At 63.2% G+C, this 12,708-nt stretch carries 23 protein-coding genes; all 23 read right to left on the bottom strand.

Features of this window, described 5'->3' with window-relative positions; translation table 11 throughout:
• Positions 1–174: 174 nt before the first annotated feature.
• The 23 genes from secY to tuf all read right to left on the bottom strand — a co-directional run bounded on the left by secY (position 175) and on the right by tuf (position 12,706).
• The gene (gene secY, locus ACTJJK_RS16195) at positions 175–1,548 is read right to left on the bottom strand and encodes a preprotein translocase subunit SecY (RefSeq protein WP_031373816.1); all 1,374 of its coding nucleotides are present in this window, start codon (positions 1,546–1,548) and stop codon (positions 175–177) included.
• Positions 1,549–1,555: 7 nt separating this feature from the next.
• Positions 1,556–1,993 carry a 50S ribosomal protein L15 gene (gene rplO / locus ACTJJK_RS16200; protein ID WP_031373817.1) on the bottom strand — a complete coding sequence of 146 codons (438 nt, stop codon included), beginning with the start codon at positions 1,991–1,993 and terminating at the stop codon, positions 1,556–1,558.
• Between the two features lie 10 nt (positions 1,994–2,003).
• Entirely contained in the window at positions 2,004–2,210 is a 207-nt protein-coding gene (rpmD, locus tag ACTJJK_RS16205) for a 50S ribosomal protein L30 (RefSeq protein WP_057918897.1), read from the bottom strand.
• Entirely contained in the window at positions 2,203–2,742 is a 540-nt protein-coding gene (rpsE, locus tag ACTJJK_RS16210; RefSeq protein WP_031373819.1) for a 30S ribosomal protein S5, read from the bottom strand. The genes rpmD and rpsE overlap by 8 nt, the downstream gene beginning before the upstream one ends.
• A 190-nt stretch (positions 2,743–2,932) precedes the next feature.
• Positions 2,933–3,286, bottom strand: a complete 354-nt coding sequence (gene rplR / locus ACTJJK_RS16215; protein WP_031373820.1) for a 50S ribosomal protein L18 — start codon at positions 3,284–3,286, stop codon at positions 2,933–2,935.
• 65 nt (positions 3,287–3,351) lie between these two features.
• Positions 3,352–3,879 (bottom strand): 50S ribosomal protein L6, encoded by a 528-nt coding sequence (rplF, locus tag ACTJJK_RS16220; protein ID WP_031373821.1) that lies wholly within the window; start codon positions 3,877–3,879, stop codon positions 3,352–3,354.
• Positions 3,880–3,893: 14 nt separating this feature from the next.
• Positions 3,894–4,292, bottom strand: coding sequence for a 30S ribosomal protein S8 (gene rpsH / locus ACTJJK_RS16225; protein ID WP_031373822.1), 399 nt, complete (start codon positions 4,290–4,292; stop codon positions 3,894–3,896).
• 137 nt (positions 4,293–4,429) lie between these two features.
• Complete coding sequence (rpsN, locus tag ACTJJK_RS16230) at positions 4,430–4,735, bottom strand: 30S ribosomal protein S14 (RefSeq protein ID WP_031373823.1); 306 nt, start codon at positions 4,733–4,735, stop codon at positions 4,430–4,432.
• A gap of 17 nt (positions 4,736–4,752) precedes the next feature.
• Positions 4,753–5,295, bottom strand: a complete 543-nt coding sequence (rplE, locus tag ACTJJK_RS16235) for a 50S ribosomal protein L5 (protein WP_031373824.1) — start codon at positions 5,293–5,295, stop codon at positions 4,753–4,755.
• Between the two features lie 11 nt (positions 5,296–5,306).
• Positions 5,307–5,621 carry a 50S ribosomal protein L24 gene (gene rplX, locus ACTJJK_RS16240; protein WP_031373825.1) on the bottom strand — a complete coding sequence of 105 codons (315 nt, stop codon included), beginning with the start codon at positions 5,619–5,621 and terminating at the stop codon, positions 5,307–5,309.
• Between the two features lie 15 nt (positions 5,622–5,636).
• Positions 5,637–6,005 (bottom strand): 50S ribosomal protein L14, encoded by a 369-nt coding sequence (gene rplN / locus ACTJJK_RS16245; RefSeq protein WP_031373826.1) that lies wholly within the window; start codon positions 6,003–6,005, stop codon positions 5,637–5,639.
• A gap of 14 nt (positions 6,006–6,019) precedes the next feature.
• The gene (gene rpsQ / locus ACTJJK_RS16250) at positions 6,020–6,289 is read right to left on the bottom strand and encodes a 30S ribosomal protein S17 (protein WP_031373827.1); all 270 of its coding nucleotides are present in this window, start codon (positions 6,287–6,289) and stop codon (positions 6,020–6,022) included.
• Positions 6,290–6,298: 9 nt separating this feature from the next.
• Positions 6,299–6,484: a 50S ribosomal protein L29 gene (gene rpmC, locus ACTJJK_RS16255; RefSeq protein ID WP_031373828.1), complete on the bottom strand. Its 186-nt coding sequence runs from the start codon at positions 6,482–6,484 to the stop codon at positions 6,299–6,301.
• Positions 6,484–6,897: a 50S ribosomal protein L16 gene (gene rplP, locus ACTJJK_RS16260; RefSeq protein ID WP_031373829.1), complete on the bottom strand. Its 414-nt coding sequence runs from the start codon at positions 6,895–6,897 to the stop codon at positions 6,484–6,486. The genes rpmC and rplP overlap by 1 nt, the downstream gene beginning before the upstream one ends.
• Positions 6,898–6,903: 6 nt before the next feature.
• Positions 6,904–7,647 (bottom strand): 30S ribosomal protein S3, encoded by a 744-nt coding sequence (gene rpsC / locus ACTJJK_RS16265; protein WP_031373830.1) that lies wholly within the window; start codon positions 7,645–7,647, stop codon positions 6,904–6,906.
• A gap of 14 nt (positions 7,648–7,661) precedes the next feature.
• Positions 7,662–7,997, bottom strand: coding sequence for a 50S ribosomal protein L22 (gene rplV, locus ACTJJK_RS16270; protein WP_036149638.1), 336 nt, complete (start codon positions 7,995–7,997; stop codon positions 7,662–7,664).
• A gap of 10 nt (positions 7,998–8,007) precedes the next feature.
• A complete protein-coding gene (rpsS, locus tag ACTJJK_RS16275) occupies positions 8,008–8,277 on the bottom strand; it encodes a 30S ribosomal protein S19 (protein ID WP_031373832.1) in 270 nt (89 codons plus the stop codon).
• A 6-nt stretch (positions 8,278–8,283) separates the two neighbouring features.
• Positions 8,284–9,111: a 50S ribosomal protein L2 gene (gene rplB, locus ACTJJK_RS16280; protein WP_031373833.1), complete on the bottom strand. Its 828-nt coding sequence runs from the start codon at positions 9,109–9,111 to the stop codon at positions 8,284–8,286.
• Positions 9,112–9,121: 10 nt separating this feature from the next.
• Positions 9,122–9,418 carry a 50S ribosomal protein L23 gene (gene rplW, locus ACTJJK_RS16285; protein ID WP_031373834.1) on the bottom strand — a complete coding sequence of 99 codons (297 nt, stop codon included), beginning with the start codon at positions 9,416–9,418 and terminating at the stop codon, positions 9,122–9,124.
• Positions 9,415–10,020 (bottom strand): 50S ribosomal protein L4, encoded by a 606-nt coding sequence (gene rplD / locus ACTJJK_RS16290; protein WP_036149636.1) that lies wholly within the window; start codon positions 10,018–10,020, stop codon positions 9,415–9,417. Before rplD ends, rplW begins: the two co-directional genes overlap by 4 nt.
• 2 nt (positions 10,021–10,022) lie before the next feature.
• Positions 10,023–10,679: a 50S ribosomal protein L3 gene (gene rplC / locus ACTJJK_RS16295; protein WP_031373836.1), complete on the bottom strand. Its 657-nt coding sequence runs from the start codon at positions 10,677–10,679 to the stop codon at positions 10,023–10,025.
• Between the two features lie 10 nt (positions 10,680–10,689).
• Positions 10,690–11,001, bottom strand: coding sequence for a 30S ribosomal protein S10 (gene rpsJ / locus ACTJJK_RS16300; RefSeq protein ID WP_031373837.1), 312 nt, complete (start codon positions 10,999–11,001; stop codon positions 10,690–10,692).
• A 514-nt stretch (positions 11,002–11,515) separates the two neighbouring features.
• A complete protein-coding gene (tuf, locus tag ACTJJK_RS16305) occupies positions 11,516–12,706 on the bottom strand; it encodes an elongation factor Tu (RefSeq protein ID WP_031373753.1) in 1,191 nt (396 codons plus the stop codon).
• Positions 12,707–12,708: the final 2 nt, after the last annotated feature.

Consider the following 12,708-nt stretch of genomic DNA (forward strand, 5'->3'; position numbering starts at 1 on the left):
GAAATTATATCTAGGTCTCGGGTTAATAGGAAGCCCCGCGGCACCAAAGGTGCCACGGAACCACGGCATGGGGAGTGTGCCCATGCTCCGGCGACGAATCTGAACTGGCTGAACAAGGCGATGACCTGCCCTCCCAGCCCCGCGCGCTACTCTGGCGCGCGGAACGGTCCTGACTCACCCGCGCGCGAGACCGCCGCGCGAGCCGCCCTTCAAGTTCGCTTTCTTCAACAGGCTTTCGTACTGATGCGACATCAGATGAGCCTGGATTTGAGCGATGAAATCCATCACCACGACCACGACGATCAGCAACGAGGTGCCGCCGAAGTAGAACGAGGTTCCCAGTTGGGTGCGCATGACCTCCGGAAGGAGGCAGACGATCACCAGGTAAATCGCGCCAGCCGCCGTAAGACGAGTCAGCACGCCGTCAACGTAGTCCGCGGTGGCCTTGCCGGGACGGATGCCCGGGATCAGCGCGCCCGACTTCTTCAGGTTGTCGGCGGTTTCCTGCGAATTGAACACCAGCGCCGTGTAGAAGAACGCGAAGCCGATGATCAGGCCAGCATACAGGATCATGTGAACCGGTTCACCCGGGTTCAACCACTGGCTGAGGCGCTGCAGGAAGCCGGAGAAACCGCTGCCGCTGTTGTTCTGGGCGAACCAGGTCGCTGCCGTCGCCGGGAACATCACGATGCTCGAGGCGAAGATCGCGGGGATCACGCCCGACATGTTGAGCTTCAGCGGCAGGAACGAGGCCTGGTTCATGTAGGCATTACGGCCGCCTTGGCGACGGGCGTAATTGACCGTGATCCGACGCTGGCCGCGCTCGACGAACACCACCAGATAGGTGAAGCCGACGACCAGGGCGATGATCGCGATCGCCGCAATGGCGCTCATGTCGCCGTTGCGGATCTGCTCGAACATCTGCAGGACCGCGGCGGGCAGGCCCGCGACGATGCCGGCGAAGATGATGAGCGAGACGCCGTTGCCGATACCGCGTTCGGTGATCTGCTCGCCGAGCCACATCAGGAACATCGTGCCCGCGGTCAACGCGATCACGGCGGTCAGGATGAAGCCCATGCCCGGTGCGTACACCACCGGCACGCCGTTCGGCGCCATGCTCGACTGCAGGCCGGCGGCGATGCCCCAGGCCTGGAACACCGCCAGCGGAATCGCGCCCATACGCGACCACTGGTTGATCTTGCGCCGGCCCGACTCGCCTTCCTTCTGGATGGCTTTCAGGCTGGGCACGATCTGCACCAGCAGCTGCACGATGATCGAGGCCGAGATGTACGGCATCACGTTCAGTGCGAACAGACTGAAGCGATGCAGGGCGCCGCCCGAGAACATGTTGAACATGTCCACGATCGTGCCCTGCTTGGTCGACATGAACTCGACCATCGCCTGCGGGTTGACGCCGGGCACCGGGATGTAGCTACCGATGCGGTAGACGATCAAAGCGCCGATCACGAACAGCAAACGCTGACGGAGCTCGGTGAACTTACCGAGCCCGCCACCGAGGCCAGCCATCGCGTTGCCGCTCCGCGCCATGCGTCGTTTACTCCTCGACCTTGCCGCCGGCCGCTTCGACGGCGGCCTTGGCGCCGGCCGTGGCCAGCACGCCCTTGAGTACGAACTTCTTGGTCAACTCGCCCTTCTTGACGATCTTGGCCTGCTTGGCCGAGCTCGGAACGAGCTTGGCGGCCTTGAGGGCGGCAAAATCGACGTCGCCGGCGTCCAGCTTGTCCAGCTGGTACAGCAGCACTTCGGCCGTGTCGTTCTTCAGCTTGGAGCGGAAGCCGATCTTCGGCAGACGACGCTGCATGGGCATCTGGCCGCCTTCGAAACCGGCCTTGATCTTGCCCTTGCCCGAACGGGCGAACGAACCCTTGTGGCCGCGGCCGGCAGTCTTGCCGAGGCCGGAACCGATACCGCGACCGACGCGCTTGCGGTCTTCGCGGGCGCCGTCAGCCGGCTTGAGTGTATTGAGACGCATGATGTTCTCCTTAGCCCTCGACCTGAACCAGGTAGTGGACCGTGTTGATCAGACCACGAACCTGCGGGCTGTCTTTCAGCACGCGCACGTCGTTCAGCTTGTTCAGGCCGAGCGCCTTCACCGACAGGCGGTGACGGGCCTGGCAACCGCGCATGCCCTTGACCAGGCGCACGGTGACGGTGCCGCCTTCGACGGCCTTGTTCTGAGCCTTAGCCATGGTGCAGATCCTCCACCTTCTTGCCGCGCTTGGCAGCGATCTTCGCCGGCGAGTGCATGCCGGTCAGACCCTTCAGCGTGGCGCGAACCAGGTTGATCGGGTTACGCGAACCGGTGGCCTTGGCCAACACGTTCTTGACGCCGACCGCTTCGAGCACGGCGCGCATCGCGCCGCCTGCGATCACGCCGGTACCTTCCGACGCCGGCTGCATGAACACATGCGCCGCGCCGTGGCCCGACTTCACGGCGTGCCACAAGGTGCCGTTGTTCAGATCGACGTTGTTCATCGCCTTGCGGGCGTATTCCATCGACTTCTGGATCGCGACCGGCACTTCGCGCGCCTTGCCGTAGCCGAAGCCGACCTTGCCGTTGCCGTCGCCCACCACCGTCAGAGCGGTGAAGGTGAACTGGCGACCGCCCTTGACCGTCTTGCTGACGCGGTTGACCGCGATCAGCTTCTCGATCATGCCGTCGTCGATTTCTTCGCGGTTGCGATCACGGTCGCGGCCCCGCGGTGCTCTATCGTCTGCCATTTCGATGTCTCGTTTATTGAAGGGATTTGCGGCATCGCCGCTTATGATTGTGATGTGACTCGGGTGTTGCAGCGATGGCGGGAATCCGTCATCGCGCCCGACGCAGCTCGCGTCGGCGAGTTGAAACGATTCGTTGCATCAGGCGTGGAGACGAATCTCCACGCTTTCAAGCCTGCGAAGGCCCGGATGCTTAGAACTGCAGACCGCCTTCACGCGCGGCATCGGCCAGCGCCTTGATGCGACCGTGGTAGCGGTAGCCCGAGCGGTCGAAAGCGACCTTCTCGATACCGGCAGCCTTGGCGCGCTCGGCGATCATCTTGCCGACCTTGACGGCGGCTTCGGCGTTCTTGCCGTTCTTCAGGCCTTCCTTGACGTCGGCCTGGACGGTCGAAGCCGTGGCCAGGACCTTGGAGCCGTCGGCGGTGAAGACCTGGGCGTACAGGTGCTGACCGGTGCGGAGCACGGTCAGGCGGGCCACGCCGAGGTTGCGGATGTGCGAACGGGTCGACTTGGCGCGACGCAGACGAGCGATGTTCTTGTTCATGTTCTGATCTCCGAAAGCTGAAAGCTTGGTGTTTTGGGGCCGGTACGGGACCGGCGCCCTACCCGTTAGGCCTTCTTGGCTTCCTTACGGATGATGACTTCGCCGGCGTACTTCACACCCTTGCCCTTGTAGGGCTCCGGCGGACGGAAACCGCGAATCTTGGCGGCGACTTCACCGACGCGCTGCTTGTCCGCGCCCGAGACCAGGATCTCGGTCTGGGTCGGCGTGGCGATGGTGATGCCTTCCGGGGCCTTGAACAGCACCGGGTGCGAGAAACCCAGCGACAGGTTCAGGTCGGAACCGGCCATCGAGGCGCGGTAACCGACGCCGACCAGCTCGAGCTTGCGCTCGAAGCCTTCCGACACGCCCTTCACCATATTGGCGAGGATGGCGCGCAGGGTGCCGGTCAGCGGGATCAGCGCCGCGTCTTCGGTCGCGAACAGCGCTTCGCCGTTCTCGATCTTCAGGTTGATGGCGGCCGGCTTGGCGATCGACAGCGAGCCCTTCGGGCCCTTGGCGACGATCGAATCGGACTGGACGTTCAGCTCAACACCCTTCGGCAGGGCGATCGGCTTCTTGGCAACTCGGGACATGGTCGTTTACTCCCTTAGGCCACGAAGCACAGGACTTCACCGCCGACGCCCTGCTGGCGCGCCTGCGCATCGGTCATGATGCCTTTCGAGGTGGAGATGATGGCGATACCCAGGCCGCCGAGGACCTTGGGCAGCGCTTCCTTGCCGCGGTACTGACGCAAGCCCGAGCGGGAGTAGCGCTGGAGGCGCTCGATCACCGGCTTGCCTTCGTAGTACTTCAGCGAAATTTCGAGTTCGGACTTGCCCGGAGCGACTTCCGTCACGCGGGAATCCAGGATGTAACCCTCGTCCTTCAACACGGCCGCGATGGCCACCTTGACCTTGGACGACGGCATCTTCACCGTCGGCTTGCGCACAGCCGCCGCATTCTTGATGCGGACCAGCATGTCGGCGATGGGATCAGTCATGCTCATTGAGATTCACCTTATGAGTAGCACCGATATCCGCGGAATTGCGAATTTCAGTTGTAATAACGCTTTGTTGCAGCAGCCCCCAGAAGCGCCGCCGCGACCCGAAGGCCGCGGCGGTGGATCCGGGAAAGCCGACTATCTTACCAGCTTGCCTTGCGAAGACCAGGCACGTCGCCGCGCATGGTGGCTTCACGCAGCTTGTTGCGGCCGAGGCCGAACTTGCTGTATACGCCGCGCGAACGGCCGGTCAGGGCGCAACGGTTGCGCTGACGGCTCGGCGAGGAGTCGCGGGGCAGCTTGGACAGCTTGACCACGGCCTCGGCCTTGTCTTCGTACGACGAGGCGTCGCTGGAGATGATCTTCTTCAGCGCTTCGCGCTTGCCGGCGAACTTCTTCGCCAGCTTGGCCCGCTTGACCTCGCGGTTGACCATGGAAGTCTTAGCCATTGTTCAATCCTTAAGTATCAGTTGCGGAACGGGAAGCGGAAGGCTTCGAGCAGGGCCTTGGCCTCGGCATCGGTCTTCGCGGTCGTGGTGATCGCGATGTCCATGCCGCGCAGCGCGTCGACCTGGTCGAAATCGATTTCCGGGAAGATGATCTGTTCCTTGACGCCCATGTTGTAGTTGCCGCGGCCGTCGAACGAACGGCCGGACACACCACGGAAGTCGCGCACGCGCGGCAGCGAGATGTTGACCAGACGGTCGAGGAACTCGTACATCTTGGCGCGGCGCAGGGTGACCTTGGCGCCGATCGGCCAACCGTCGCGGATCTTGAACGAAGCCACCGACACGCGGGACTTGGTCACGATCGGCTTCTGGCCGGCGATCTTGGTCATGTCGGCGACGGCATTTTCCAGGATCTTCTTGTTGGTGGCGGCTTCGCCCACGCCCATGTTCAGCGTGATCTTGACGAGGCGCGGCACTTCCATCGGGTTCTTGTAGCCGAACTTTTCGGTCAGCGCCGGAACCACTTCTTTCTTGTAAAACTCTTCGAGCCGGGTGGTCATTTCAGCATTCCTCAGGCGTCAACCGCCTCACCACTGGAGCGGAACACACGCAGTTTGCGTCCATCCTCCAGCATCTTGAAACCGATGCGTTCGCCCTTGCCGGTGGCCGGGTTGAACAGCATGACGTTGGAAATGTGAATCGGCGCTTCGCGCTCGATCACGCCGCCCGGCTGGTTGGCCTGCGGATTCGGCTTGGTATGGCGCTTGATGATGTTGATGTTCGCCACGACGACCTTGTCGCCGAGCACGCGCACCACATCACCCTTCTTGCCCTTGTCCTTGCCGGCGGTGACGATGACTTGATCGCCCTTCTTGATACGGTTCATGTCTAGTTCCTCCGCTCAGAGCACTTCAGGCGCGAGCGAGACGATCTTCATGAACTTCTCGGAGCGAAGCTCGCGAGTCACGGGCCCGAAGATACGGGTGCCGATCGGCTCATGCTTATTGTTGAGCAACACCGCAGCGTTGCCATCGAAGCGGATCAGCGAGCCGTCCGGACGGCGCACACCCTTGCGGGTGCGGACCACAACGGCGTCGTAAACGTCGCCCTTCTTGACCTTGCCGCGCGGGATCGCGTCCTTCACGGTGACCTTGATGATGTCGCCAATGTGCGCGTAACGGCGCTTGGAGCCGCCGAGCACCTTGATGCACATCACTTCCTTAGCACCGGAGTTGTCGGCCACGCCGAGGTAGCTTTGCATCTGGATCATGGTTCAGCCTCCTCTTATTCGGCCGCGCGGCTGACGATTTCAACCACGCTCCAGTTCTTGGTCTTGGACATCGGAGCAATCTCCTTCACGCGGACGATATCGCCTTCTTTGCAGGCGTTCTCGGCGTCGTGAGCGTGGAGCTTGGACGAGCGACGGATGTACTTGCCGTACAGCGCGTGCTTGACCTGGCGTTCGACGAGCACGGTGACGGTCTTGTCCATCTTGTTGCTGACGACCCGGCCTTCAACCGTGCGCAGCGCCTTGTCTGTATTGTTGTCGGTCATGGCGGGTCCTTACTTCTTCTCACCCAGCAGCATGTTGACGCGAGCAATTTCGCGCTTCACACGGCGGGCTTCATGAGTCTTGGCGAGCTGGCCGGTGGCCTTCTGCATGCGAAGAGCGAAGCTCTCCTTGTGCAGTTCCACCAGGTGGGCCTTCAGTTGGTCGGCCGACTTCTCGCGCAGTTGCTTGAGTTCCATTAGCGCACCGTCCGGGTAACGAAAGTAGTGGTCACCGAGAGCTTGGCGGCGGCCAGACGGAACGCTTCGCGCGCCACGTCCTCGCCCACGCCTTCGATCTCGTAAATCATGCGACCGGGCTGGATCTGAGCGACCCAGTACTCGACGTTGCCCTTACCGGAGCCCATTCGGACTTCGATCGGCTTCTTGGTGATCGGCTTGTCCGGGAACACGCGGATCCACATCTTGCCGCCGCGCTTGACGTAACGGCTGATCGAGCGGCGGGCCGCTTCGATCTGGCGCGCAGTGAGCTGGCCGTGAGCGGTGGCCTTGAGGCCGTACTCGCCGAAGCTGACGGCGTTGCCGCTCCAGCTCAGGCCATCATTGCGGCCCTTGTGTACCTTGCGGTACTTGGTTCTCTTGGGTTGCAACATGACGGATTACCTCTGTTCGCGGGCCGGACGGCCCGGACGGTCGTTACGATCACCGCGGTCGCCGCGGTCACCACGATCGCTGCGCGGGGAATCGTCCTGCTTCTCCTGGCCCACCTGGGAGAAGTCGAACACTTCGCCCTTATAGATCCAGGTCTTGATGCCGATGATGCCGTAGGTCGTCTTGGCTTCAGCGAAGCCGTAGTCGATGTCGGCACGCAGCGTGTGCAGCGGCACGCGACCTTCGCGGTACCACTCCGAACGCGCGATTTCGGCGCCGTTGAGACGGCCGGCGACGTTGACCTTGATGCCGAGGGCACCCAGGCGCATCGCGTTGCCGACGGCACGCTTCATCGCGCGGCGGAACATGATGCGGCGCTCGAGCTGCTGCGCGATCGATTCGGCGACCAGCTGCGCGTCGAGTTCCGGCTTGCGGACCTCGGTCACGTTGATGTGCGCCGGGACGCCCATCAGTGCGCTGACTTCCTTACGCAGCTTCTCGATGTCCTCGCCGCGCTTGCCGATCACCACGCCCGGACGGGCGGTGTGGATCGTCACGCGGGCGTTGTTCGCCGGACGCTCGATGAAGATCTTGGAAATACCAGCCTGAGCGAGCTTCTTGCGGAGCATCTCGCGGACCTTGAGGTCGGCAGCGAGGTACTCGGCATACTGCTTCTTGCCGGCAAACCACTTCGAATTCCAGTCCTTGGCAATGCCCAGGCGGATTCCGGTCGGATGTACTTTATGACCCATTGTCTGACTCCGCCTTACTTGCCCGCGCCCACAACCACAGTGATGTGGCTGGTGCGCTTGAGGATGCGGGTGCCGCGGCCTTTCGCACGAGCCATGAAGCGCTTCAGTGCGGGACCCTCGTCCACCATGATGGTCGTGACCTTGAGTTCGTCAACGTCGGCGCCCTGGTTGTTCTCGGCGTTCGCGATGGCGGACTCCACGACCTTGCGGATCAGTGCAGCTGCCTTCTTGTCCGAGAACTTCAGCAGGTTGACGGCGCGCTCGGCGGACAGACCGCGCACCTGGTCGGCGACCAGGCGGGCCTTCTGCGGGGAGATGCGCGCGGTGCGCAGGATGGCTTTCGCTTCCATGGTCATCTCCTTACTTACCCGACTTCTTGTCGCCGCCGTGACCCTTAAACGTACGGGTCAAAGCGAATTCGCCAAGCTTGTGGCCAACCATGTTTTCGTTGACCAGCACCGGGATGTGGTTCTTGCCGTTATGCACGGCGATGGTGAAGCCCACCATTTCCGGCAGCACCATCGAGCGGCGCGACCAGGTCTTGATCGGCTTCTTGTTGTTGCCCGCGGTCTCCACCTTCTTGATGAGATGGTGGTCGACGAACGGACCCTTTTTGAGTGAACGTGCCATGGCCGATTAACCCCTGCGATCGCGCACGATGAATTGCGAAGTGCGCTTGTTCTTGCGCGTCTTGTAACCCTTGGTCGGAACACCCCAGGGGGTGACCGGATGCGGGTTGCCCTGGCCAGCCTTCGCCTCACCACCACCGTGCGGGTGGTCGACGGGGTTCATGGCGGCGCCGCGGACGGTCGGCTTGATACCGCGCCAGCGCTTGGCACCGGCCTTGCCCAGCTTTTCGAGGCTGTGCTCGTCGTTGCCGACTTCGCCGATGGTGGCGCGGCACTCGACCGGCACCTTGCGCATTTCGCCGGAGCGAAGACGCAGCGTGGCGTAGCCCTGCTCGCGAGCGACCAGCTGGACGCCGGCGCCTGCGGCGCGGGCGATCTGAGCGCCCTTGCCCGGCTTCATTTCGATGCAATGCACCGTCGAACCGACCGGGATGTTGGTCAGCGGCAGCGTGTTGCCGACGCGGATCGGAGCATCGCGGCCAGCGATCACCTGATCGCCGTCCTTCAGGCCCTTCGGGGCGATGATGTAACGGCGCTCGCCATCGACGTAGCACAGCAGCGCGATGTGCGCGGTGCGGTTGGGATCGTATTCGATCCGCTCCACGCGCGCCGGAATGCCTTCCTTGTCGCGCTTGAAGTCGATGATGCGGTAGTGCTGCTTGTGACCACCACCGATGTGACGGGTGGTGATGCGGCCGTGGTGGTTACGACCGCCGCTCTTGCTCTGCTTTTCGACCAACGCCGCGTGCGGCGCGCCCTTGTGCAGGCCCGGCGTCACGACGCGGACCGCGTTGCGGCGGCCGGCGGAAGTGGGCTTGAAAGTCATCAATGCCATGGGTCTTTCCTCAGGCCTTGGCCATTACGTCGATCGACTGGCCTTCGGCCAGCTTCACGTACGCCTTGCGCCAGTCGGCGCGACGGCCCATGCGGAACTTGAAGGCCTTGTTCTTGCCCTTCACGTTGACCACATTCACCGCCTCGACCTTAACGTCGAACAGCTTTTCCACGGCGACCTTGATGTCGGCCTTGGTAGCGTCCGTCGCGACTTCGAAGACGTATTGGTTGGATACTTCCTGCAGACGTGCGGTCTTTTCGGACACGCGCGGCGCACGGATGATGCTGTAGAGCTTGGCCTCGTTCATGCCAGCCACTCCTCGATCTTCTTGACCGCATCGGCGGTGAACACGATCGAATCGGCGCCGACGAGGGCCACCGGATCGAGTCCCTGCACGTCGCGGACTTCCACATAGGGCAGGTTGCGAGCCGAGAGGTACAGATTCTCGGAGGCTTCCTCGGTGACGAGCAGCGGACGACGGCCCATTTCGAGCGACTTCAGCATGGCGACCATGCCCGAGGTCTTCGGCGTCTCGACGTCCAGCTTCTCAACGACGGTGATGCGGCCCTGGCGGTTCAATTCCGACAGGATCGCAGCCATCGCTGCGCGGTACATCTTGCGGTTCACCTTCTGGGCGAAGCTGCGCGGCTTGGCCGCGAAGGTTACGCCGCCGCCGACGAAGATCGGAGCCGTCAGCGCGCCATGACGCGCACCGCCGCCCTTCTGCTTCTTCGACTTCTTGGTGGTGCCGTTGACTTCCGAACGCGTCTTCTGCGCCTTGGTGCCGGCGCGGCCCGCGTTGCGGTAGGCCACAACAACCTGGTGGACCAGGTCTTCGCTGAATTCGCGATCGAAGATGGCGTCGGAAACCGACAGCTTCTTGTCGCTACCGTTGATGGCAAGTTCCATCGTCATACTCCCTTGCTCGACGGACGGACGATCACGTCGCCGCCCGGAGCGCCCGGCACGGCGCCCTTGATCGCGATCAGGCCGCGCTCGGCGTCGACCTTGACCACTTCCAGGCCCTGCGTGCTCTGCTGGACGGCGCCCATGTGACCGGACATCTTCTTACCCGGAAAAACGCGACCCGGCGTCTGGCGCTGGCCGATCGAACCCGGCGAACGGTGCGACAACGAGTTACCGTGCGTCGCGTCGCCCATGCTGAAGTTCCAGCGCTTGATCGTGCCCTGGAAGCCCTTGCCCTTGGTGATGCCCTGGACGTCGACGATCTGGCCCACTTCGAAGATGTCGGCCTTGATTTCGCCGCCGACTTCGAACGCGCCGATCTTGTCGTCTTCCACGCGCAGCTCCCACAAGCCGCGACCGGCTTCGACCTTCGCCTTGGCGAGGTGTCCGGCTTCGGGCTTGTTGACGAGCGCAGCGCGGCGCACGCCGACGGTGACCTGCACGGCGCTGTAGCCGTCGGTGTCCGTGGTCTTGATCTGGGTAATACGGTTCGGGGTCGCCTCGATCAGGGTCACCGGAACCGACTTGCCGTCTTCAGTGAAGAAGCGGCTCATGCCGGCCTTGCGACCGACGATGCCCAACGAATATTTCTTCGCGGTCATGGTGGTGGCCTCAGGTCAGCTTGATCTGCACATCGACGCCAGCCGCCAGCTCGAGCTTCATCAGCGCGTCTACGGTCTTGTCGTTCGGGTCGATGATGTCGAGCACGCGCTTGTGCGTGCGGGTTTCATACTGGTCACGCGCGTCTTTGTCGACGTGCGGGGACACCAGGATGGTGTAGCGCTCGATCTTGGTCGGCAGCGGGATCGGGCCGCGCACTTGCGCGCCGGTCCGCTTAGCTGTCTCGACGATCTCGCTGGCCGAGCGGTCGATCAGACGATGATCGTACGCCTTCAGCCGAATCCGGATCTTTTGGTCCGCCATGACGGAATTCCTTGGTTAAAAGAGCGACGGGCCGGCCTCTGGGTGTGCCGAACCCCACGAAAACGCAAACACTCCAGGACTACACCCACGTCCCGGAGCCTCCTTGCCTGGTAAAAACTAAGGCAGGTCGGTTGCCCGACCCGCCCAGAAAGGAATGGAACGCACGAAAGGCCCCGTTTACTGTTCCTTGGAAGCCCGAAGGCCCGGAACGTACGGAGCGCAGCCGTGCGACATGTCCTTGTCTGGCGAATACGAGGCGCATCCTGCACCTCATTTCGCTGGTCGTGCCGCCCTGGCGTGAACAAGGGTGGCACGGTGGTCGCGCATTCTACATGCATCCGGGAGAAGAGCGCAAGCGCCCTGCCCTGATGGCGGATTGCGCGGGCTGGGACCCTGTTCAGGGAACCGGCCCTCGACCGAAAGCCGAACTCGACTGCCGACTCTGCACCCCGCCTTCGCGGGGGCACGAACCGACAGAGCCGGGCGCGCTTTGCGGCGCGCCCGGCTTGGTTCGTTACTTGATGATCTTGGCCACGACGCCGGCGCCGACGGTACGGCCGCCTTCGCGGATCGCGAAGCGCAGGCCTTCGTCCATCGCCACCGGGTTGATCAGCGTGACGACCATCTTCACGTTGTCGCCCGGCATCACCATCTCGACGCCCTCCGGCAGCTCGCAAGCGCCGGTGATGTCGGTGGTGCGGAAGTAGAACTGCGGACGGTAGCCCTTGAAGAACGGGGTGTGACGGCCGCCTTCGTCCTTCGACAGCACATAGACTTCGGCTTCGAAGTCGGTGTGCGGCTTGATCGAACCCGGCTTGCACAGCACCTGGCCGCGCTCGACGTCGTCGCGCTTGGTGCCGCGCAGCAGCAGACCGGCGTTGTCGCCCGCCTGACCCTGGTCGAGCAGCTTGCGGAACATTTCCACGCCCGTGACCGTCGTCTTCTGGGTCGGACGGATACCGACGATTTCGATTTCGTCACCGACCTTCACGATGCCGCGCTCGATACGGCCGGTCACCACGGTGCCGCGGCCCGAGATCGAGAACACGTCTTCCACCGGCATCAGGAACGGCTTGTCGACGTCGCGCTCCGGCTGCGGGATGAAGCTGTCCAGCGCTTCGACCAGACGCAGGATCGACGGCACGCCGATTTCGCTCTGATCGCCTTCCAGCGCCAGACGGGCCGAGCCGTGGATGATCGGGGTGTCGTCGCCCGGGAACTCGTACTTGCTCAGCAGCTCGCGCACTTCCATCTCGACCAGCTCGAGCAGCTCGGCGTCGTCCACCATGTCGGCCTTGTTCAGGAACACGACGATGTACGGCACGCCGACCTGGCGCGACAGCAGGATGTGTTCGCGGGTCTGCGGCATCGGGCCGTCAGCGGCCGAGCACACCAGGATCGCGCCGTCCATCTGCGCCGCGCCCGTGATCATGTTCTTCACGTAGTCGGCGTGGCCCGGGCAGTCGACGTGCGCGTAGTGACGCGTCGCCGATTCGTATTCCACGTGCGCCGTCGAGATCGTGATGCCGCGCGCCTTTTCTTCCGGCGCCGCGTCGATCGCGTCGTATGCCTTGAACTCGCCACCGAAACGCTCGGCGCCCACCTTCGTCAGCGCCGCCGTCAGCGTCGTCTTGCCGTGGTCAACGTGGCCGATCGTGCCGACGTTCACGTGCGGCTTGGTGCGCTCGAATTTACCCTTAGCCATGG

This window comes from Lysobacter sp. 22409, from assembly GCF_052045105.1.
GTDB classification, from domain to species: Bacteria; Pseudomonadota; Gammaproteobacteria; order Xanthomonadales; family Xanthomonadaceae; genus Lysobacter; species Lysobacter antibioticus_B.

Coding starts and splice junctions, on each gene's coding strand:
- secY (WP_031373816.1), bottom strand. CDS start 1,548: ATGGCGCGGAGCGGCAACGCGATGGCTGGCCTCGGTGGCGGGCTCGGT.
- rplO (WP_031373817.1), bottom strand. CDS start 1,993: ATGCGTCTCAATACACTCAAGCCGGCTGACGGCGCCCGCGAAGACCGC.
- rpmD (WP_057918897.1), bottom strand. CDS start 2,210: ATGGCTAAGGCTCAGAACAAGGCCGTCGAAGGCGGCACCGTCACCGTG.
- rpsE (WP_031373819.1), bottom strand. CDS start 2,742: ATGGCAGACGATAGAGCACCGCGGGGCCGCGACCGTGATCGCAACCGC.
- rplR (WP_031373820.1), bottom strand. CDS start 3,286: ATGAACAAGAACATCGCTCGTCTGCGTCGCGCCAAGTCGACCCGTTCG.
- rplF (WP_031373821.1), bottom strand. CDS start 3,879: ATGTCCCGAGTTGCCAAGAAGCCGATCGCCCTGCCGAAGGGTGTTGAG.
- rpsH (WP_031373822.1), bottom strand. CDS start 4,292: ATGAGCATGACTGATCCCATCGCCGACATGCTGGTCCGCATCAAGAAT.
- rpsN (WP_031373823.1), bottom strand. CDS start 4,735: ATGGCTAAGACTTCCATGGTCAACCGCGAGGTCAAGCGGGCCAAGCTG.
- rplE (WP_031373824.1), bottom strand. CDS start 5,295: ATGACCACCCGGCTCGAAGAGTTTTACAAGAAAGAAGTGGTTCCGGCG.
- rplX (WP_031373825.1), bottom strand. CDS start 5,621: ATGAACCGTATCAAGAAGGGCGATCAAGTCATCGTCACCGCCGGCAAG.
- rplN (WP_031373826.1), bottom strand. CDS start 6,005: ATGATCCAGATGCAAAGCTACCTCGGCGTGGCCGACAACTCCGGTGCT.
- rpsQ (WP_031373827.1), bottom strand. CDS start 6,289: ATGACCGACAACAATACAGACAAGGCGCTGCGCACGGTTGAAGGCCGG.
- rpmC (WP_031373828.1), bottom strand. CDS start 6,484: ATGGAACTCAAGCAACTGCGCGAGAAGTCGGCCGACCAACTGAAGGCC.
- rplP (WP_031373829.1), bottom strand. CDS start 6,897: ATGTTGCAACCCAAGAGAACCAAGTACCGCAAGGTACACAAGGGCCGC.
- rpsC (WP_031373830.1), bottom strand. CDS start 7,647: ATGGGTCATAAAGTACATCCGACCGGAATCCGCCTGGGCATTGCCAAG.
- rplV (WP_036149638.1), bottom strand. CDS start 7,997: ATGGAAGCGAAAGCCATCCTGCGCACCGCGCGCATCTCCCCGCAGAAG.
- rpsS (WP_031373832.1), bottom strand. CDS start 8,277: ATGGCACGTTCACTCAAAAAGGGTCCGTTCGTCGACCACCATCTCATC.
- rplB (WP_031373833.1), bottom strand. CDS start 9,111: ATGGCATTGATGACTTTCAAGCCCACTTCCGCCGGCCGCCGCAACGCG.
- rplW (WP_031373834.1), bottom strand. CDS start 9,418: ATGAACGAGGCCAAGCTCTACAGCATCATCCGTGCGCCGCGCGTGTCC.
- rplD (WP_036149636.1), bottom strand. CDS start 10,020: ATGGAACTTGCCATCAACGGTAGCGACAAGAAGCTGTCGGTTTCCGAC.
- rplC (WP_031373836.1), bottom strand. CDS start 10,679: ATGACCGCGAAGAAATATTCGTTGGGCATCGTCGGTCGCAAGGCCGGC.
- rpsJ (WP_031373837.1), bottom strand. CDS start 11,001: ATGGCGGACCAAAAGATCCGGATTCGGCTGAAGGCGTACGATCATCGT.
- tuf (WP_031373753.1), bottom strand. CDS start 12,706: ATGGCTAAGGGTAAATTCGAGCGCACCAAGCCGCACGTGAACGTCGGC.